The sequence below is a fragment of the Shewanella sp. SR43-8 genome, assembly GCF_014163775.1.
GTDB lineage: Bacteria > Pseudomonadota > Gammaproteobacteria > Enterobacterales > Shewanellaceae > Shewanella > Shewanella vesiculosa.
Window position 1 is genome coordinate 244,079 of sequence record NZ_JACJDX010000002.1, and the last position, 21,350, is coordinate 265,428.

Below are 21,350 nucleotides of genomic sequence, written 5' to 3' on the forward strand. Positions count from 1 at the left end.
TACCATTCTGCTGTTTTCCTTGCTAGGATCGCTTTTTTTGATGTAAGCAAGGGAATCAGATTTGAATTCGGACCTTCACCCGCTATCTAAGGCGTATCTCAATCTTTGTTATCAAACCGATGCCGCTAAAATTCGACGTCGTTTGTATCGTGTCAATAAAGAAGCCGAGTCTGAAAAAAAATCCCAAACGTTAGCGCAGTTAACTGAAGCTGCGCAGCAAGCCTATGCCAAAGCGCAGTTGCGCTTACAGTCTCGACCGGTTATTCATTACCCAGACGAACTGCCTGTGTCACAAAAACGTGATGATATCGCTTCTGCCATTGCCAATAACCAAGTGGTCATTGTCGCGGGTGAGACGGGATCGGGTAAAACGACTCAGTTACCTAAAATTTGTCTTGAACTTGGCTTAGGCACTCGTGGCTTAATTGGCCATACTCAACCTCGTCGTCTAGCCGCTCGAAGTGTTGCCAACCGTATTGCTGATGAACTTAATAGCCCTTTAGGTGATATTGTTGGTTTTAAAGTTCGCTTTGCAGATGCTCTGAGCGACAACAGTTATATCAAACTGATGACCGATGGTATTTTGTTAGCGGAACTCACTTCAGACCGATTTTTAAACCAGTACGATGCGATTATTATCGATGAAGCGCATGAACGCAGTTTAAACATTGATTTTATTTTAGGGTACCTAAAGCAAGTATTAAAAAAACGTCCTGATTTAAAAGTCATTATTACTTCCGCAACCATCGATGTAGACCGTTTCTCAAAACATTTCAATAACGCGCCAGTTATTGAAGTATCAGGGCGTACCTTTGACGTTGAAACGCGTTACCGTCCTCTAGTTCGCGATAGCGATGAAGATTTAGATGTCAGCGATGGTATTTTTGCTGCTGTTGAAGAGCTCATGGCGGCAGGGCCCGGCGACATTTTAATTTTTATGAATGGTGAGCGCGAGATCCGTGATACAGCTGATTTACTCAATAAACAGCAATATCGCGATACTGAAGTATTACCACTATATGCGCGCCTTTCTTACGGTGAGCAATCTAAAGTGTTTAAAAGTCACATTGGTAGGCGCATTGTACTGGCCACTAACGTTGCTGAAACCTCATTAACTGTTCCAGGGATCCGTTATGTTATCGATCCTGGAACCGCTCGCATAAGCCGATATAGTTACCGGACTAAAGTACAACGTTTGCCGATAGAACCTATTTCCCAAGCCAGTGCTAATCAACGTCAAGGACGTTGCGGTCGTGTAGGCCCTGGTATTTGTATTCGACTTTACGATGAAATGGATTTTATTCAGCGCCCAGAATTTACCGATCCTGAAATTTTGCGGACTAATCTTGCCTCGGTGATTTTACACATGTTGGCGATTGGTTTGGGTGACATTGGCGGATTTCCATTTATTCAGCCACCGGATCAAAAACATATTCGTGATGGTTTTTTATTGCTTGAAGAGTTACAAGCAGTGAAGAAATCAGGTAATGATTTAGTGTTAACCCCGTTGGGCAAAGATTTAGCTAAAATTCCACTTGATCCTCGTTTAGCTCGAATGGTTATTGAAGCGAACAAATTAGGCTGTTTGCATGAAGCATTAGTGATTACCTCTGGTTTATCTATCCAAGATCCGCGTGAACGTCCTGTGGATAAAAAACAAGCAGCTGATGAATGTCATCGTCGCTATGCCGATAAAGACTCTGATTTTGCCAGTTGGGTTAAGTTATGGGACCACGTTAAAGATCAAAAGCATGAGTTGTCAGCCAGTCAGTTTAGAAAACAATGTCGCGATGAATATCTCGCCTATCTACGCGTGCGTGAATGGCAAGATTTATATACTCAAGTGAAACAAGCTGTTCATGAATTGAAATGGCGTATTAATGACAGTGCAGCCAGTTATGAACAGTTACATCGAGCATTATTATCGGGCTTGTTAAGTCATGTTGGTTTTAAAGGCGAGAACAACGAGTATCTAGGGGCGCGTAACCGTAAGTTCTTTGTGTTTCCGGGTTCGCCTTTAGCCAAAAAAGGTCCTAAGTGGATTATGGCCGCAGAGTTGACTGAAACGTCACGATTGTTTGCCCGTTGTTGCGCTAAAATTGATCCTGAATGGTTGGAATCGCTTGCGAGCCATTTAGTGAAAAAGAATTATCTTGAACCGCATTTTGAAGCTAAAGCAGCAAGTGTTATCGCACTTGAGAACCAAGTGCTTTATGGCTTAACTATCGTTAATCGCCGTCGAGTGCAATATGGGCCTATTGAGCCTATTGAGGCTCGAGAGATTTTTATTCGTAGCGCCTTAGCAGAAGGGCAGTTACAGACTAAAGAAGCTTTTTTTGTAAATAACCAGCAGCTACTCAATGACATTGAAACACTAGAGCATAAGTCTCGTCGTCGAGATATTTTAGTCGATGAGCAAGTGCTGGTGGATTTTTATGAACCCTTGATCCCTGCAGGTATTTTTAACGGGCCGTTGTTTTTTGCGTGGTGGAAAAAAGCTCGCCAACAAACCCCTGATTTACTTGATTACAGCCAAGCCTTGTTAATGCAGCGAAGTGCCGAGCATATATCGGCGCTTGATTTCCCTGATATATGGCACAAAGGGAATTTAGCCTTAACTGTGAGCTATCATTTTGAACCTGCTAGCGCTGATGACGGAGTCTCTGTACATATTCCGGTTGCACTGATCAACCAAATTGACGACAGTGATTTTGATTGGCTTGTACCGGGATTACGACAAGAGAAACTCATTGCGTTGATCAAGTCACTGCCGAAAAATTTACGCCGTAATTTTGTGCCTGCTCCAGACTATGCCCGAGCATGTTATCAAGCGATGAAACCGTTTGAGTTATCGATGCTCGATTCTATGTGTAAACAGTTACTGCGTATGAGTGGTGTACGCATATCGGCTGATGATTTTGATTTAACGCAACTAACAGAACATCTTAAGATGAACTTTAAGATTGAAGATGATCAAAGTCGTTTAGTCGCCCAAGGCCGTGATTTAGAAGCGTTAAAAGGTCAGTTACAAGGGGTAGTTGCCAAAGCTATTCGTAAAGTGGCTGATAAAGGCATTGAACAACAAGCTTTAACTAGCTGGTCGTTTGGTGATTTACCGGTTCAATATCAGCAGCGTAAAGGCAATTACGAAGTAAAAGCGTATCCTGCCTTAATAGACAATAAAACGGATGTGGCGATCAAGCTATTTGATGATGAACACGAAGCTAAGCGCCATCATCGAGTAGGCCTGCGTCGGTTGTTATTGATTAATATCCCTTCGCCAGTGAAGCACTTACAGCAAGCATTACCTAATAAAGCTAAGCTTGCAATGTACTTTAATCCCTTCGGCCAAGTGCAGATATTAATTGAAGATATTATTAATGCCGCGGTGCAGCAGTTATTAGATAAAAAGCAACTCGATATTCGCAATGAACAGCAGTTCGAGCAAGCAAAAGATTGGGTTCGCCAAGAGCTTAACCCAACTGCTGAGCAAATAGCATTAAATGTTGAGCAAATATTAACTATTTATCAACGTGTTAAGAAGCGTTTAAAAGGTAAAATTAGCCTGGATATTGCCTTTGCGATGAGTGATATTCAAACTCAGCTTGATAGTCTGGTTTATAAAGGCTTTGTTGAGGATTGTGGTTGGCAACGCTTAACCGATGTGAGCCGTTATCTCAGAGCCATTGAAAATAGACTCGATAAGCTACCTGTTGACCCAACACGCGATCGATTACACATGCATAGCATTGCTAAAGTACAAGAGGCGTTAACGGCGCAATTAGCTAAAGTGCCGCGTTCACAAGCAATACCTGAAGCATTGATTGAAGCTCGCTGGATGATTGAGGAGTATCGAGTATCATGTTTTGCCCAAGTGCTAGGCACTGCTTATCCTATTTCAGAAAAGCGAGTATTGAACCATATTAGCCAAATATAATTGTTGAGAATAATATTATCGCCGATGCCATGCATCGGCTTTTTTATGTAAAACTGAAAGTGTTTCATTTATTTTTGCTAAAAATGGGGTTTTTATAGGTTATATCAATAAAAAACCTACAAAACTGAAAGTTTTTCGTAATTTTGATTTGATTGTGATCTGACTATTGTTATACTCCACGGCATGAAGAATGTGATTGTCAGTCTTCTCTCTGTAAGGCAAATGTCATCCCCTCAGCATTAACAAGATGTTGTCTATATTAAAGATTTATCATCTTGTTGCTGTAAATAAAAAGACAGGCCTACACCTACAAAACGACCTAAAAGATTGGAGTTATTATGGAAGTTCATGAATACGAAAATGCTTACTATCAAGTGAAAGATGACGTGTTAGAGTCTTTACCTTCTGACGAAGAATAAGACGATTGAACGAGCATATTGATGTACTGACACTTGGTTCACTACATTAAAAAAACTCCGACACTAAAAATAAAAATAGCAGCCTAGGCTGCTATTTTTATTACTGATTACACTACTTTAATATGGCTAAGTATTTATTGAATGACAATTTAATAGCTATTCTATCCAATAGTGCAATGAAGCGAAGACAATACTTAAGCCTATTCAATATCAACCTTCAATACGACCTTTTTCAGTTAATATTTCAACAATAACCCAAGTATTACCTATTTTATGTAGACGGATAGTTCGATCATCAATCCAATTTCTGCCACCTTTCAATCCTTGCATTTTAACCACCACTGTTACGTCATCGGTGAATTTACGGAAGAAATCGATATCAATCTCATCGATAGACATAGTTACTTGCTTCATGGATAAGCCTAAGACATGTCGTTGTACCGCAGATGCAATATGGTAGTGATCCATGATCTCTTGGATATCAGCAGAGACAAACTTTTTTGCTTTATCTACATCACGATCGACATAAATTGCTTCGAAGAAGCCCAAGGATACTTGTTCTGGCGTGAGTTGGGCTTCGCCAAATTCATCTGATTGACCACAGGCACTGAGAATGAGTAGCAGGAAAAAAGGTAAAACTCTTATCAAATTCATATTTAACATCATATTCTAATACAGTTGTTTTTATAATTTTAACCAGTATCTCGATTTATGTCATGGCTTACAAGGATAGGAGTGATATAAACCATCCTTTTATAGATCGCCATCATGTTAACCATTGCTTACCGGGACGAATAAGTGAGATTTTGTATATTGGAAATATAGAAGCAGATAATAAATGAGTGGATAAACTATTATTTGTTCAATTGACAGCATAAGAGAGTACTTTTGATCTTAATGGCTTGACGCGCTCTATATGACATGTCATAAATCAATATAGTAACTTTACGCGAGTTGTACACAGCCAGCTATGCCGTATCAGCGTACAGATGAATTATTACTTATTAATCCAGTAATAATAACTGATTAAAATGTTATCCACAGAATCTGTGGACAACTTTGTTGACGAATGTTGTTTATATCACTAAGCCTTTGTATTAAGTGATGTTTTGTGTGTGGTTAAAAAGTAACGACGACTTTACTTAAAATCAATTTCGCCTATAAAAAAAGCCTCATAACGAGGCTTTTTTTATAGCAAAATTAAAGCAAGACCATCACCATTTCTTTTTCGGTTGAAATAGCATATCAAGATCATCACCTTCTTTTTTCTGTTTTGGTGCACTTGGTTCACTATGCTTTTGAGCACCCATTATTTCATCGAGTAGTTGCTTGGCTTCATCGACTTTACGAGCAATAAAAGGATCATTCGGCGTTTGTCCCTTGATCGTGTGCAAAGTGTTTAAAGCTTTAGTGACCATCTGTTTACTTGAACCGTACTGTTTCATAAAGCAAGCGGCACGTGCTCGAGTAATCATAGATTCAACATTAATTCTTAATTGAAGGTTATCAATACGCATTTCTTCTTGACTAAAAATAGACGGATCAACTTTTCCCTTGTTATGTTCAGCTCGTAAAATCGCTTTAAGTTTTTTGAGTGTTTTGACTAACTCTAAAACTTGTCTGTCATTATCAGGTAGGCGGAAGCCCTCAATCGCAGGGACTTGGCTTGCTGAGCTAGATACACTAGATACTTGTGCTTTTATGTCGTTTAAGCGACGTTCGTAATCAGATTTTAATTGCCCTGATGCATGTAATAATGACTGTTCTAAAGCATCTTGAATGCGGCGATAAAGGATTAACATGATATGGCTAGAAGATGGTGTCATACCTGTGTTAGATAAGACGGCATCGGTTTCATCTATGATGGCGCGCTGACGAGCAATTTCTATGCGACGCTCGGCTTCTGCACGCTCTTTTTGTTGTTGGACAATACTAAAGCCAATAATCAGCAGTAGCAGTGCACCAATAAGAATTAATACCAAAATTAAGGACATAAAGGTTCCATTTTATCTTTCATATCACATGGTAAGTATAGCCAAACAACGATGGCTAGAAGTAAATTTGATGTTGGAATAAGCTGTGCTAATAAAATTTCATCAAAAAGATTCTATATCTTAGCGTATGTTATCGTGGCTGTCGTTGAATAATAAGTCGTTTTGTTGATAAATCATTAAACAGACTAACCAAGATGTTTATAAAAAAGCTAAGTCGATTCAATAACCGCTATTTTTACTTGCTCGTTATTCCTATTTATATTACATTTCAAGTGTCATATAACGTTTTATTATAGTTGAACAATTGTTCTTGTTATGTAAAACAACGACCGATTTTTTCTTATTTGCATATTTGCTGATGAGTGCCGGTTAAATCAAGGATAAAACCATGAAGCTGCAACAACTTAGATATATTGCAGAGGTTGTTAAACACAACCTAAATGTGTCATCAACGGCTGAGAATCTCTATACTTCACAACCCGGTATTAGTAAGCAAGTTAGAATGCTAGAAGATGAATTAGGCATTCAAATATTTGGTCGAAGTGGTAAACACTTGACTCACGTGACCCCTGCAGGTCAGCAAGTTATTGATATTGCAAATGATATACTTGGCAAGGTCGATAGTATTAAGAAGGTGTCTGAAGAATATACCAAGCCCAATCAGGGGGAATTGAATATTGCTACGACAGATACTCAAGCTCGCTATGCTCTGCCACAAATAATTCGTGAGTTCATTAAACGATATCCAAAAGTTAATTTACATATGCATCAGGGCACGCCTTCACAAATCAGTGAGCAAGCAGTCAGAGGCGATGCGGACTTTGCCATTGCGACAGAAGCGATGCATCTATATACCGATCTCATTATGTTGCCTTGTTACCATTGGAATCGTTCAATTGTCGTCACACGGGATCACCCGCTAGCTTCTCAATCGGCAAAAATCAGTATCGAAGACTTAGCGACGTTTCCATTGGTCACTTATGTGTTTGGTTTTGATAAAGCATCTGAAATTGAAAAGTCGTTTAAGCGTGCAGATCTTGATCCGCGCGTGGTGTTTAGTGCAACCAGTGCTGACGTCCTTAAGACTTATGTTCGTTTGGGGCTTGGTGTAGGGGTGATTGCTTCAATGGCAATTGATCCTGCGGTTGATAAAGATTTAGTGGCAATTGATGCAAGTCATCTGTTTGCCCATAGTACAACCAAAATCGGCTTTAGACGTGGTAGCTTTTTACGTAGCTATATGTATGATTTTATGCGTCATTTTGCACCGCATTTAACCCGAGATGTTGTTGAAAAAGCCGTGGCTCTTCGTGACCAACAATTGATTGATGAAATGTTTTCTAATATTGACCTACCAGTACGTTAGTACTTAATATCATTTTTGTTTGTTACATAAAAAACCTCGCATGTCAGCGAGGTTTTTTTATGAGCAGCTTGTTAAAAGCTGAGTGACAGATTAGTCCGGCGCATACCCTGATTCACCGATTAATAGGCCATCTAAATAAGCTTTACCATCAGTCATAGTCAAACGACCCAGACTGAACCATTTTACCACCAGTGGATAAATAGCATGTTCTTGTTCGTGAACACGCTCTGCTAATGTTTCAGCATCATCTTCAGGGTAAATCGGCACTTTAGCTTGCAATATAGCAGGTCCAGCATCGAGTTCTGGTATCACAAAATGTACACTGGCGCCGTGTTCGGTATCGCCAGCATCAATAGCACGCTGATGTGTGTGTAATCCTGGATATTTAGGCAATAACGATGGATGGATGTTAATCATCTTTCCAAGGAAATGGCTAACAAAATCATCAGTTAAAATACGCATAAATCCGGCTAGAACGATCAGGTCTGGCTGATACTTTTCTATTGCCTTTAATAAACGCGCATCATATTCACTGCGTATTTCATTGGCATAAGGAATAACACAACTGGTATCAATTTCGCTTTGATGGGCGCGTATTAATCCATAAGCATCCGGCTTGTTACTGATCACTCCAACAATGTTAGCTTTTAAATTATCATCACAACCATCAATGATAGCTTGAAGATTACTGCCATTACCGGAAATCAGTACCACAACACGACAGCTTTGGCTCATTAGATGATCTCCACTTGCTCTTCGTCACCTTGACGAGAAGCAATTTCACCTATTAACCAAGCATTTTCGCCTTCGGCGGTTAATAATGCTAATGCGGCATCGACTTTATCTGCTGGCAGTGCAATCACCATACCGACACCACAGTTAAATGTTAGGAACATTTCGTGTTGTGCAATATTGCCGTTTGTCATTAGCCAATCAAACACCACTGGCCACTGCCAAGAGTCACCTTTGACGACAGCTTTGCAATCATCAGGCAGCACGCGTGGGATATTTTCCCAGAATCCACCACCGGTAATGTGTGCCATTGCATGAATGTCTGATTGTTCAATCAGCTTCAATAAAGGCTTAACATAAATTCTTGTTGGTTCAAGTAAATGGTCTATTAATGGCTTACCAGCAAGATCTTGCTGCGGGTCTGCTTGACTCACTTCTAATACTTTGCGGATTAACGAGTAACCATTTGAATGAGGACCACTAGAACCTAGAGCGATAAGTGAGTCACCCGCTTTGACTTTGGTACCATCAATGATGTCTGCTTTTTCAACAACACCAACACAAAATCCAGCTAGATCGTAATCTTCGCCTTCATACATGCCTGGCATTTCAGCAGTTTCGCCACCAATTAAAGCACAACCTGATTGGAAACAACCTTCAGCGATACCTGTAACAACAGAGGTAGCTGTTTCAACGTCAAGCTTACCTGTTGCATAATAATCGAGGAAGAAAAGTGGTTCAGCACCAGAAACAATCAGATCGTTGACACACATTGCAACTAAATCAACACCCACGGTGTCATGCTTTTTGTAATCAATAGCTAATCTTAATTTAGTGCCAACACCATCTGTGCCGGAAACCAGTACAGGGTGTTTATATTTAGTTGGTAATTCGCATAATGCGCCAAAACCACCTAAATTGCCCATAACCTCTGGACGGCGAGTGCGTTTTACCGCAGATTTAATGTTGTTTACTAACGCATTACCTGCATCGATATCAACGCCGGCGTCTTTGTAACTTAGGGGGGTTGGAGTGGTCACGGAGGATCCTCTAGGGTACATCGTTTTATGGAATTTTATGCGCCGATATTCTACCAGTTTGTCGTGCGAGTCGGAAGCCATCTTTTTACTTTATCCTATAAAGAAAACGATGATTTGCCTATTTTTTATTGGTTTAGCTCACGATTTACAGCAATTTTGAAACTTTATGTTTTATAGAGAGGATAAATCGTCTAACATTTATCAAATTTGCCTGAAATAGTCAGAAATCTAGGAGAAATAAATGAAAGTCGTTGAAGTAAAGCATCCTCTGGTTCGTCATAAAGTCGGTTTGATGCGTGAAGCAGATATCAGCACCAAACGATTTCGCGAACTTGCCACTGAAGTTGGCAGTTTATTAACCTATGAAGCAACAGCTGATTTTGAAACTGAAACGGTTACCATAGAGGGGTGGAATGGCCCTGTTACTATTGATCAACTTAAAGGTAAGAAAGTCACTGTCGTGCCTATTTTACGTGCGGGTTTAGGAATGATGGATGGTGTGCTTGAGCACTTACCTAGTGCTCGTATTTCTGTTGTCGGTATTTATCGTGATGAAGAAACATTACAGCCTGTGCCTTACTTTGAAAAAATAGTCAGTAATGTCGAAGAGCGTATCGCATTAGTGGTTGACCCTATGTTAGCCACCGGTGGTTCGATGATTGCGACTATCGATTTACTGAAAAAACGTGGCTGTACTTCGATCAAAGCACTGGTTTTGGTTGCCGCGCCAGAAGGTATCAAAGCGCTTGAACTTGCGCATCCTGATATTGAACTTTATACCGCAGCAATTGATGATTGTTTAAACGAGCAAGGTTATATTTTGCCTGGTTTAGGTGATGCTGGTGACAAGATATTCGGTACTAAGTAATATTAACTGAGTGATTTTTATGCTCAATGTTAAAGACCATTGTTAGATGGCTTGATGCTTTAATACCAGACAATAAAAAACGGGAGCCTTTGTTAGGCTCCCGTTTTTTATTATATCAAGACAGCTCGTCAGTATTTAGCCTATTTTACAATACCATCGCTGCAATCCAGCCAAATATCAGTAATGGGATATTATAGTGAATAAACGTTGGGATAACGCTGTCTCGAATATGGTCATGTTGCCCATCGGCATTGAGACCAGCAGTGGGGCCCAGAGTGGAGTCCGATGCTGGCGATCCTGCGTCACCAAGTGCGGCGGCTGTGCCGACGAGTGCAATGGTTGCCGCAATCGAGAAACCAAAACTGAGAGCTAATGGCACATAAATGGTGGCGATAATAGGAATCGTTGAGAATGAAGAGCCAATTCCCATTGTAATTAACAGTCCAACAATCAGCATCAATAGCGCAGCTAATGCCTTGTTGTCACCAATGATGTCACCTAAAGAGGTTACCAGTGTGCTAACTTCACCAGTTGACTTAACTACTGCTGCAAAGCCTGCCGCTGCAATCATAATAAAGCCAATATTAGCCATCATGTGCACGCCCTGATTAAACAAGTCTTTGCTGACTTCGTGCTTGATTATTCCTGAAAACCGAAAAATGATAAATCCACTTAATGCGCCAAATATCATCGAGTCAGTTTGTAATTGAACAATTAGCGTCGCCAAAATGGCAGAGAGTGAGACCAACAAACTTTTTCGGCTAATGGTGGTTGAAATACTGTCACTGATCACAGGTTGTTCAATCATGTATTCTCTAGGTTTGCGATAACTAATAAATATCGCCGTAAGCAGACCAACAACCATACCTATTGCTGGTAGTAACATTGCCTTAGGTATTTGTTCGGCTACTGCATTTAAGCCATTAGTGTTTAAATTTGCTAACAGGATGTCATTGAGGAAAATGCCACCAAAACCGATAGGTAATATCATATAAGTGGTGACCAAACCGAATGTCAGAATACAGGCAATAAGACGTCGGTCGATATGGAGCTTAGAAATCACATGCAATAGTGGCGGAATAAGGATAGGAATAAAGGCGATATGAATAGGCAAAATATTTTGCGATGATATTGCCATTAACAGTATCGTGATCAATAACAACCACCGTACAACTTGGGTATTACCACTATTAGGTTCTTTACCCAGTTTTTTTATAATTGAATGAGAAATTAACGTTGTTAAACCTGAATGCGATAATGCTGCGGCGAAGGCACCGAGTAATGCATAACTTAATGCGATTTGAGCACCGCCGCCTAAGCCGTCATTAAATGCTGCTATTGTTTGATGAATATCTAATCCACCAACGATACCTGCGACAACAGCACTAATGGTCAATGACACCACAACGTTAATTCGAATAAAGCTTAAAAACAACATTAAGCAAACCGCGATGACAACCGCATTCATAATCATTTTTCTTAAAAGTAAGTGAGGCGGCTATTCTTGACTGCCAATAGTCTATTTGTCCAGCGTATATCGCTTTTTTGATTGTTTATGCTGATTTTTTAGCAATATTGACTAACGTTCATCAGTTGCTGCAAGTAAGGCATCAGTGAAATCTTCTCAACAAATCATCTTGTCATATTGGAAAGATATTATTCAAAGCGTCATGATGTTTTATTTTTCAGCAGGTAAACCAATTTTCATCTGAAATAACTTATAAGTCCGTTGAATTAGATGTATGGTATACAACTGATATATGTCCCAACGTTATAGTTAATTGTTTGCTAGATCACTATTTAGTAAGAACCTTATAACGTTGTCGAGTGTTTAAGCCATTAAATGGAGATAGATAATGAGCGTATTAGTAGGCCGTCCAGCCCCAGATTTTACAGCAGCAGCCGTTCTTGGTTCTGGTGAGATTGTTGACACATTTAACCTCACTACCGCAATTAAAGGTAAGCCTGCGGTTATTTTCTTCTACCCACTTGATTTCACTTTTGTGTGTCCATCTGAGCTAATTGCTTTTGATCACCGCATGGAAGAGTTCACTAAGCGTGGTGTTGAAGTGATAGGTGTTTCTATTGACTCACAGTTCACTCATAACGCATGGCGTAACACTCCAGTAGACAAGGGTGGTATTGGCCAAGTTAAATACACTCTAGTTGCTGACGTTAAGCACGAAATTTGTAAAGCATACGATGTTGAACATCCTGAAGCGGGTGTGGCTTTCCGTGGTTCATTCTTAGTAGATAAAGAAGGCCAGGTTCGTCATCAAGTGGTTAACGATTTACCACTAGGTCGTAACGTTGATGAAATGATCCGTATGATTGACGCACTTCAGTTCCATGAAGAGCACGGCGAAGTTTGTCCAGCGGGCTGGTCAAAAGGCGAAAAGGGTATGACTGCAAGCACTGAAGGTGTAGCGGCATACTTAAAAGACAACTCTGATAAGCTATAATTTGGCGTATTAGAGACAATAAAAAAGCTGCTTCGGCAGCTTTTTTATTGGATCAAACTCATGGTTTAGTATTGAGTTTGTCGATGTAAATAAATAGTTGGCCATTAATAGCCGGCGAAAAGTGGTAAAAATACTGGGCTTAACTATTCGTTTGCAAGATCCTTGCTATCATCTTGGTCCACTAACGGCCAACCGCCGAGCGCCTTCCAACGGTTAACGATTAGGCAAAATAATTCGGCCGTGCGTTCAGTATCGTATAAAGCTGAATGCGCCTCGTTATTATCGAAAGCTATTCCAGCCATTTTACATGCTTTAGCTAACACTGTATGGCCAATCGCAAGACCTGCTAGTGTTGCAGTATCAAAACTTGCGAAAGGATGAAATGGAGAACGCTTTAAGCCATTTCGTTCAATCGCTTGGTTAACAAAACCTAAGTCAAAAGCGGCATTATGAGCAACAATAATACTGCGATGGCAATCAGCTGCTTTTTGAGCCTTTTTGACTTCTTTGAATATTTCTAAAAAAGCGACTTTTTCGTCAACGGCTCCACGAAGTGGGTTGGTGGGGTCAATACCATTAAACGCCAGTGCTGCAGGTTCTAAGTTTGCCCCTTCAAAAGGTTCAATATGAAAGTGAAGCGTTTTATCAAGTTCAATAATCCCATCGCTATTCATTTTTAATAAGCTGACTGCAATTTCAAGCAACGCATCGGTATTGGCATTAAACCCTGCTGTTTCGACATCGATAACCACAGGGAAATAGCCACGAAAGCGGTGTTTAAACTTGTTAGCGTCGCAAATATCAGTCATTACAGTCTTTATCCTCAATAGCTATCATTTATCGGTGCAAATGATGTAGGCCGAGTATTATGCGCAAACTCAAGCGCAGTGTCATGTTTGATTGTGGTTTTTATCATCGATTAACCATGATTGTTTTCTAAAGGAACAGACTTTGGGGCCGATAGTAAGAATGTAACTAGGTATAAAGGGTGTTTTTATGTGGCGAAAACTGATCGTTCTCACAAGTTTGTGTCTTTGCTCAACAGCCCATGCTGATTTGAGGCACTACGTTGCATCACTTGAAAACTCAGCATGGCGTGTTGGCGAGAATAATCCAATAGAGTGTCGCTTGGAGCATGATATTCCTGATTATGGCCGTGCAATATTTACCAGTAGAGCCGGGAAAAGTTTAAATTTAAGTTTCACCTTAGATATGTGGCTCAAGCCTGATGCTGTGACTAAAGCAACGTTAATTAGCCGAGCCCCTAGCTGGCGTCCAGGGCATAATGCTAAAGAAATTACTGAGTTAACTTACAGTAAGCAGTTTAATGGTGAAGTGCCTAAAAAAGCTGCCTGGTCAATGTTAAATGAGTTGAGTCAGGGGATGGAGCCGACGTTTTATTATGCTGATTGGTACAATAACGATACTAAAATTGCAGTGGGCATCTCTTCAGCTAATTTCGGTGGAAAATATCGTGAGTTTCGCGCTTGCTTAGCAAATTTACTGCCTTATAGTTTTGATGATATCGCTTTTACAGTATTAAATTATCAAGAAGGTGGGGTAGAACTGACGCGTTTTTCTACCCAGCAATTACAAAAAATACAGCGTTACTTGTCTTTTGATCCAGACGTTGAGCTGATTTTAGTTGATGCATACACAGACAGTTACGGTGGGCGCTCTATTAATCAGAGGGTGTCAGATAAACGAGCTGCCTCAGTGAAAGATATTTTAATTGCTAGCGGTATCCCTAAAGATCGTATTCATACATCCGGTCATGGTGAAAAACGCCATGTTGCAGGCAATGATCTTGCCGAAGAACGTAAGCTAAATCGCCGAGTTGTAATTAAAATAACCAAGCCTATCTAATTCCTCTCATTTATTTTTTAACTGCGCTACTTAGCGCAGTTAAACTCAGTTGTTTATTTATCACTATCTCTTTGGCCTTGAGCTAACATAAATACCTTTTGATTGAATGCCGAAGTGTAAAAAGCTTACTAACTTTTTATTAACGGGTTCGATGCTGAAGGTTGAATACCAAGATGTATACTCATATGAGATTAATGTTGATTGCTGCGGCAAAAAAAAGACAAAAAAAACCCACTTAATCCAAGTGGGCTAAATAATTTGCAATCAACAAATCTAAGGAAGGAAGTCAAACATAAGAACTAAAGAAAACTGAGGTATTGGGTTACATCAGTTTGGAGTTCTTGATTTTCAATATCTGAATCACATGTCTTGAAAACAAGATCATAATAGAATTAATACACTAAACTGACAAACTAGAAAAATTACTCTTTACGATTAGTAAAACTAATCCTTTTTAATGGTCTTATATTTTTATATATGGCCTAATCGGCTTATATAGCGGTTTTCTAAGTTGTTATTTACATTTTTTGCATAAGTATTCGGATTAGATAATTGTGTAATAATATTATTTAACAAATAGAACATATTTGCGTAAATCATAAAGCCTAATAATGTTCCACAATGTGATTAATATTGCTCTTAATCGTTATTAATAGACTTCAGTTACTGCGATGAAAATACTTCAGGTCAGTTTCTTTTGATCCTGTCCCAGAATAGTGTGATAAATAAGCCGCACTTTACCTCGCTCAAAACCATATTTAAGTGGAGTGTATTTTTAGCTTAACTTTTATTAACGTTTACGTTTATGTGGACGTGCGATAATGGGACTGCAGCGATTATTTTATATTCATTTGTGGTTACATTTTTTACTTTCGCAAGGGCTAATTGTCGGCTGTCAGCGCCAAGTAATATACTATCTTGATGGCATACTTTAGTTAACCGCTTGTTAATTATTAGGTGGAATACATTAATAAAGCTTCATCTCTTGCTGTTCCTGAGGTTTTTCGAGTGTTTCAGTTCATTTTGAGCAAAATAAAGTCTGTTTTTACCTTGGTACATTATTCACAAGCGTGTTGGTACTCGGTATAGTAAGCCAACTTTTACAACCTAAAAATTGATGTTCAAATTATGTTTGTTTGGCCCATTTCTGTCTATTACGAAGATACCGATGCTGGCGGTGTTGTGTACCATTCGAATTACCTAAAATTTTTCGAACGAGCTCGTACTCAATGGTTAAAAGCGATGGGTGTTAGTCAAGCGGAACTGTTGACAGAAGACATTGCTTTTGTCGTTAAACATGCTGCATTAGATTTTTGTAAAGCAGCGAAGTTTGAACAGGATTTAGTCGTTGAATCCAAGGTTATAGAATTAAAAAAAGTGTCGTTGGTGTTTCACCAGCGCCTAGTTGATCATCAGGGTGATTGCTATTGTGAAGCGACAGTGGTTGTCGCGTGTATATCTTTATCACGTATGCGTCCCCGCGCTATTCCCCTAAATATTGTTCAGGAGTTTGACAGTGCACGCTGAAATTTCATTTATTGGTTTGTTTTTAGAAGCCAGTGTGTTGGTAAAGTTAGTTATGCTGACCTTGTTGGCATTATCGATTGCCTCATGGGCTGTGATCCTTCAACGCAACAAATTATTAAGCTCAGCAAGAGTCAAGTCATTACGTTTTGAAGATACTTTCTGGTCTGGAGTGGACTTAAATCGACTTTATAAAGAACTGATAGCCAGAGGAAGTGCGATTTCTGGCTTAGAATCGATGTTTGTTGCTGGTTTTAAAGAATATACCCGTTTGAGTAAAGTAAACAGTAAAGCACCTGAAGCGGTTATGGATGGCACCTCTAGAGCGATGCGAGTGAGTTTGTCACGTGAAATGGAAAAACTTGAAAACCATTTACCGTTATTGGCAACCATTGGTTCAACGAGCCCATACATTGGTTTGTTCGGAACTGTTTGGGGGATTATGAATTCCTTTATTGCGCTAGGTGCGGTAGAAAACGCAACTCTTGCAATGGTTGCTCCTGGTATTGCAGAGGCATTGATTGCCACGGCAATGGGTCTGTTTGCCGCTATCCCTGCTGTTATTGGTTATAACCGTTTTACAACGCAAGTTGATAAAATTGAAATGACTTATGCTAACTTTATGGAAGAATTCTCCAACATATTGCAACGTCAAGCATATAGCGAGAAGGAAGCTGTTTAATGTATCAGCGTAAACGTCGTCGCCCAGTTGCAGAAATCAACGTTGTGCCTTACATCGACGTTATGTTGGTGTTGTTGATTATTTTTATGGTGACAGCGCCTATTGTATCCCAAGGGGTCAAAGTAGAATTACCGCAAGGTAATGCGGAATCTTTACCACCGGACAGTAAGCCTCCTATCGTTGCTTCAATTGACGCTGATGGGCAATATTTCTTGAATACAGGTAGTAGCTCAAATTCTCAGGTAATGGACTTAGAGCAGGTATCAACTGAAGTTGGCGCGTTAATCCTACTTGAACCGTTAAGGCCTGTAGTCGTAAAGGCCGATCGTGCAATACCTTACGAAAGTGTTATTCAATTAATGATTAGCTTGCAAGGCGCTGGTGTACCAGCAGTAGGGTTAATGACCGATTCACCAAAGGAGAAATAGGTGGCTGGCAAATCAGATTTAACTGTACCGATGTCTATTTCTGCTGGTATTCACATTGGGTTTATCATCATCTTGGCTTTAGGCATTAGTTTTGACGATAAGCCGAAGGTAATGCAAACGGCTGCTGCAAGTGCGCCAGCTTTGAAAGCGATCGTGATTGATCAACAGAAAGTGAATGATAGAGTTGAGCAGTTAAAGAAGCAAAAACAAGATGTGGCTCAGCAAGAAAAGGCTCGTCAAGCAGAATTAGAACGTAAAGCATTAGAAGCCCGTCGCGAGCGTGAACGCGAGCAGGAAAAAATTAAAACCTTAGAGATCCAGCGTAAACAAAAAGAGCAGGAAACTCAAAAGGCCAATGATGCCGCTAAAGCTGCTCAAGCAAAGCAGGTACTAGAAAAAGAGCGCGCAGATAAAGCTGAAGTGGTTCGCAAACAGAAAGAACAGGAACAAAAAGCTGCAGAAGATGCTGCTAAGAAAGCAGCTGAAAAGCGTAAGCAAGAAGAAGCTGCTGCGAAAAAAGCTCAAGAAGAACGTCAACGTGCTGAAGATGAACGTAAACGGAAGGAAGATGCTGAGCGTAAACGTAAAGCTGAAGCTGATAATAAAGCGCGTCAAGAGCGTGAAATGGCTGAAGCTATGGCTGCAGAGCAAGACTCACTTTCTAAAACGCGCAATAAGCAGGTGTTGTCAGAGGTTGATAAATATAAGGCTATGATTATTGCCACTATTCAACGAAATCTAGTGGTTGATGAGTCAATGCGTGGTAAAAGCTGTCGGGTATTTATTCGTCTAGCTGCAGATGGTTTTGTAACAACAAGCCAAACGTTAGACGGTGATCAGGTTGTTTGTCGAGCAGCGAAAGCCTCAATAAATAAAGCAGGGCGGTTACCTGTGTCACCTGAACCGGCTGTTTATCAGCAATTAAAAGAAATTAATTTAACCGTTTCACCGGAATTTAATTAATATTAATCGTATTTAATGATGGAATTGAGTTAAAAGGAGTCGCATGAAAAATTTGGCTAAATGGCTAACGCTGGTATTGATAGTGTTAACTACACCCGCTCGCGCAGCGTTAGATATTGTGATTACAGAAGGGGTTGATGCAGCAAGACCTATAGCTGTGGTGCCTTTTGTATGGCAAGGGCAAGGTCCTGCTCCAGCATCTATTTCTGATGTTGTGGTATCTGATTTGGCTCGTAGCGGTACCTTTAAAACTCTCGATGTACGTGCATTACCACAGTCATCTATTGCGTCAGTGAATGATTTTACTGCTCAGAATTGGACTAATGTTGAAGCTGAAGCACTTGTTGTTGGCTCGATTAAGCCCTATGGGGCCGATCAGTATTTAGTGAGTTTTGAACTCATTGATTTAGTTAAAGCACAGCTTCAAGCTGGCAAAGGACCTCAGAATAACAGTGAGTTATTGCTTGAAAGCCGTGAAACCGTTATCAGTGCAAACCAATTTAGACAATATGGTCACCGGATCAGTGATATTGTTTATGAAAAGCTGACAGGAATTCGTGGTGCATTTTTAACCCGTATTGCATATGTTGTGGTAAAACAAGGTCAAAAAGCACCTTACCATCTAATGATTGCTGACTATGATGGCTATAATGAGCAAATGTTATTGCGCTCACCTGAGCCATTGATGTCACCGACTTGGTCTCCTGATGGTCGTCGTTTAGCGTATGTGAGTTTTGAAAATAGAAAAGCCGAAATTTTTGTGCAAGACATTTATAGTCAAACACGCACTTTAGTGAGTAGTTTTGATGGCATAAATGGTGCGCCAGCATTTTCACCAGATGGTAAAAAACTCGCTGTCACTTTGTCAAAAGACGGTCAACCAGATATTTATATAATTGATATAACAACTAAAGCTGCTCGACGTATCACAGACCATTACGCAATTGATACCGAGCCTTCTTGGTTCCCAGATGGTAAGTCTATTTTGTTTACGTCTGAACGAGGTGGCAAGCCACAGTTATATCGAGTAAATTTAGATACAAATAAAGTCTCGCGCATGACTTTTGAAGGAGAATGGAACCTCGGTGGTTCAATTACCCCAGACGGTCGTAGTATGATTTTTGTAAACCGTACTAACGGTAAGTACCATATTGCTAGAATGGATCTTGCAACACGTTTTATGCAGGTGCTTTCATCAACTCAACTTGATGAATCGCCAAGTGTTGCCCCTAATGGCACTATGGTTATCTACGGTACAACCCATCAAGGTAAGCAAGTATTAGCTGCTGTTTCTATGGATGGCAGATTTAAAGCAAGATTGCCTGTCGGCCAAGGCGAGGTGAAATCACCAGCATGGTCTCCGTTTCTCTAAATAGATATTGATAAGGATTTAAAATGGATCTGAATAAGTTGTTTAAAGCTATGTTGGTTGCAGTTCCGCTTATGGCACTGAGTGCCTGTAGCTCAACTTCAGACTCTGAAACTGACGCTAACGGTTCTATGAGTGGTACAGGTAGTGAATATGGTGTTGGTGGTATTGAAACAGGTGGTGTCGCTCCTGTGTTAAGCCCAACAGAGCAGCAACGTTTAAAAGAACAGGAATTACGTCGTCAAAATATCATTTATTTTGATTTTGACCGTAGTGAAGTTCAAAGCGAAAATGCTGAAATACTTCAAGCTCATGGTAACTATTTAGTTGAGCATCCAAATGTTCGCGTATTGATTGAAGGTCATGCTGACGAACGTGGTACTCCTGAATACAACATTGCACTAGGTGAGCGTCGTGCTAAAGCGATTGCTAAGTATTTACAAGGTATGGGCGTTCAGGCTGGCCAAATGAGCATAGTCAGTTATGGCGAAGAAAAGCCATTGGATTTTTCTCGTAACGATACTGGTTTTGCTAAAAACCGTCGTGGTGTGTTAGTTTACTAAGTAAAAGAAGTACAAGGCCAACCTTTATCGGTTGGCCTTTTTTTAGGAGATAAAAATGAAACAAGCCATATTAGTTGCGGCAATGTTTTTCACAACGGCTTCAGCTTTTGCTGCTCCAGCCCCTGTTGAAGATGTTGCAGGTGGTTCTAATAATGACAGAGTGTCAAGATTAGAACGCATCATTAAAGCAAAGCAGCAAGGCGAGTTTGATATGCAGCGCCGTATGGACTCGTTGCAAAATGAAGTGTTAGAGTTAAGAGGTATTACTGAGCAACAAAATTATCAAATGAATCAGATATTGCAGCGTCAACGACAGCTGTATGAAGAAATTGCTAATCTTACTGCTAAGTCATCAACTCCAGCAGTGCCAGCTCAAGCTGACGCGACAACAGTGGCGGCTGCCAGTTCAACGTTGGATGAAACCGGAAGCTATGAGGCTGCAGTGAATTTAGTCCTCAAAGAACGTAAATACGATGAAGCAATTCCTGCTTTTCGTACCTTCATATCAACATACCCTGAATCTAATTATGCCGCTAATGCAAACTATTGGTTAGGTCAGTTATTGTATAATAAAAGTGAATACAATGACGCGAAACAAGCTTTTAGTACCGTTGTCAGTAAGTTTGCTGATTCAAATAAGCGTGCTGACAGTTTAGTTAAACTGGGCATGATTGCCGAAAAAGAAAATGATTCAGCCGGCGCCAGATCGCTTTATAATAAAGTATTAAAAGAGTATGCAGATAGTGCATCTGCACGCCTTGCACAGCAGCAATTATCGGCATTGAAAGGCTAATCAAGACAAAAAACAGCCTCTTAGTCTGTTTTTCATGCAAACAACAAGAAATTATAAATTTGCGCTTGCATGAGAAATTGAAAAAGGTATTATAGGCGCCCTCAGAACGGCATAGCCTTCTGGGGGTGTTAAGAGCCATAACTTATTCTATCGTTACTGTCTAAGTTAGTGTTTCTTAGTTACCAAGATGGGTCGTTAGCTCAGTTGGTCTTGAAAGAAAGACAGTTGGCTTTTTCCCCAGTAAGAATAGATGTTCTTGCAAAACCAAGATGGGTCGTTAGCTCAGTTGGTAGAGCAGTTGGCTTTTAACCAATTGGTCGAAGGTTCGAATCCTTCACGACCCA

At 40.1% G+C, this 21,350-nt stretch carries 18 protein-coding genes and 1 tRNA gene; 13 read left to right on the forward strand and 6 right to left on the reverse strand.

Annotation, left to right across the window (positions count from 1 at the left end; all coding sequences use genetic code 11):
- Positions 1–61: 61 nt before the first annotated feature.
- Complete coding sequence (gene hrpA / locus H5114_RS03530) at positions 62–3,937, forward strand: ATP-dependent RNA helicase HrpA (protein ID WP_182722235.1); 3,876 nt, start codon at positions 62–64, stop codon at positions 3,935–3,937.
- Positions 3,938–4,566: 629 nt separating this feature from the next.
- Here hrpA and H5114_RS03535 read toward each other — a convergent pair.
- Together H5114_RS03535 and H5114_RS03540 are read right to left on the reverse strand one after the other, a co-directional pair.
- Entirely contained in the window at positions 4,567–5,001 is a 435-nt protein-coding gene (locus H5114_RS03535) for a DUF4878 domain-containing protein (RefSeq protein WP_182697080.1), read from the reverse strand.
- Between the two features lie 569 nt (positions 5,002–5,570).
- Positions 5,571–6,350: a hypothetical protein gene (locus tag H5114_RS03540; RefSeq protein ID WP_182696963.1), complete on the reverse strand. Its 780-nt coding sequence runs from the start codon at positions 6,348–6,350 to the stop codon at positions 5,571–5,573.
- 388 nt (positions 6,351–6,738) lie between these two features.
- Between H5114_RS03540 and cysB the strand changes: the two genes are divergently transcribed.
- On the forward strand, positions 6,739–7,716 hold the full coding sequence (gene cysB / locus H5114_RS03545) for an HTH-type transcriptional regulator CysB (protein WP_124016511.1): 978 nt from the start codon (positions 6,739–6,741) through the stop codon (positions 7,714–7,716).
- A gap of 90 nt (positions 7,717–7,806) precedes the next feature.
- Here cysB and purN read toward each other — a convergent pair whose 3' ends face one another.
- Entirely contained in the window at positions 7,807–8,451 is a 645-nt protein-coding gene (purN, locus tag H5114_RS03550; RefSeq protein ID WP_124016512.1) for a phosphoribosylglycinamide formyltransferase, read from the reverse strand.
- Positions 8,451–9,488, reverse strand: coding sequence for a phosphoribosylformylglycinamidine cyclo-ligase (purM, locus tag H5114_RS03555; RefSeq protein WP_182722236.1), 1,038 nt, complete (start codon positions 9,486–9,488; stop codon positions 8,451–8,453). The genes purN and purM overlap by 1 nt, the downstream gene beginning before the upstream one ends.
- A 241-nt stretch (positions 9,489–9,729) precedes the next feature.
- On the opposite strand from purM, the gene upp reads away from it, so the two are divergent.
- Positions 9,730–10,356, forward strand: a complete 627-nt coding sequence (gene upp, locus H5114_RS03560; RefSeq protein WP_124016514.1) for a uracil phosphoribosyltransferase — start codon at positions 9,730–9,732, stop codon at positions 10,354–10,356.
- 145 nt (positions 10,357–10,501) lie between these two features.
- Here the strand turns inward: upp and H5114_RS03565 are convergent, their stop codons facing one another.
- A complete protein-coding gene (locus H5114_RS03565; RefSeq protein ID WP_124016515.1) occupies positions 10,502–11,824 on the reverse strand; it encodes a Na+/H+ antiporter family protein in 1,323 nt (440 codons plus the stop codon).
- Positions 11,825–12,212: 388 nt separating this feature from the next.
- Between H5114_RS03565 and H5114_RS03570 the strand changes: the two genes are divergently transcribed.
- Positions 12,213–12,818 carry a peroxiredoxin gene (locus tag H5114_RS03570; protein ID WP_124016516.1) on the forward strand — a complete coding sequence of 202 codons (606 nt, stop codon included), beginning with the start codon at positions 12,213–12,215 and terminating at the stop codon, positions 12,816–12,818.
- A 143-nt stretch (positions 12,819–12,961) separates the two neighbouring features.
- Here H5114_RS03570 and rnt read toward each other — a convergent pair whose 3' ends face one another.
- Positions 12,962–13,627, reverse strand: coding sequence for a ribonuclease T (gene rnt / locus H5114_RS03575; protein WP_124016517.1), 666 nt, complete (start codon positions 13,625–13,627; stop codon positions 12,962–12,964).
- A 187-nt stretch (positions 13,628–13,814) separates the two neighbouring features.
- Here rnt and H5114_RS03580 point away from each other — a divergent pair, with 187 nt between their 5' ends.
- The 9 genes from H5114_RS03580 to H5114_RS03620 all read left to right on the forward strand — a co-directional run bounded on the left by H5114_RS03580 (position 13,815) and on the right by H5114_RS03620 (position 21,350).
- The gene (locus H5114_RS03580) at positions 13,815–14,684 is read left to right on the forward strand and encodes an OmpA family protein (RefSeq protein WP_124016518.1); all 870 of its coding nucleotides are present in this window, start codon (positions 13,815–13,817) and stop codon (positions 14,682–14,684) included.
- Positions 14,685–15,809: 1,125 nt separating this feature from the next.
- Positions 15,810–16,211, forward strand: a complete 402-nt coding sequence (gene ybgC / locus H5114_RS03585) for a tol-pal system-associated acyl-CoA thioesterase (protein ID WP_124016519.1) — start codon at positions 15,810–15,812, stop codon at positions 16,209–16,211.
- Positions 16,201–16,890, forward strand: coding sequence for a protein TolQ (gene tolQ, locus H5114_RS03590; protein ID WP_124016520.1), 690 nt, complete (start codon positions 16,201–16,203; stop codon positions 16,888–16,890). Before ybgC ends, tolQ begins: the two co-directional genes overlap by 11 nt.
- The gene (gene tolR, locus H5114_RS03595; protein WP_182722237.1) at positions 16,890–17,318 is read left to right on the forward strand and encodes a protein TolR; all 429 of its coding nucleotides are present in this window, start codon (positions 16,890–16,892) and stop codon (positions 17,316–17,318) included. Before tolQ ends, tolR begins: the two co-directional genes overlap by 1 nt.
- The gene (gene tolA, locus H5114_RS03600) at positions 17,319–18,281 is read left to right on the forward strand and encodes a cell envelope integrity protein TolA (protein WP_182722238.1); all 963 of its coding nucleotides are present in this window, start codon (positions 17,319–17,321) and stop codon (positions 18,279–18,281) included.
- A gap of 43 nt (positions 18,282–18,324) precedes the next feature.
- A complete protein-coding gene (gene tolB, locus H5114_RS03605) occupies positions 18,325–19,653 on the forward strand; it encodes a Tol-Pal system beta propeller repeat protein TolB (protein WP_124016523.1) in 1,329 nt (442 codons plus the stop codon).
- A 23-nt stretch (positions 19,654–19,676) separates the two neighbouring features.
- Positions 19,677–20,213, forward strand: coding sequence for a peptidoglycan-associated lipoprotein Pal (gene pal, locus H5114_RS03610; protein ID WP_124016524.1), 537 nt, complete (start codon positions 19,677–19,679; stop codon positions 20,211–20,213).
- A gap of 55 nt (positions 20,214–20,268) precedes the next feature.
- Entirely contained in the window at positions 20,269–21,006 is a 738-nt protein-coding gene (ybgF, locus tag H5114_RS03615; RefSeq protein WP_124016525.1) for a tol-pal system protein YbgF, read from the forward strand.
- A gap of 271 nt (positions 21,007–21,277) precedes the next feature.
- A tRNA-Lys gene (locus tag H5114_RS03620) sits at positions 21,278–21,350 on the forward strand.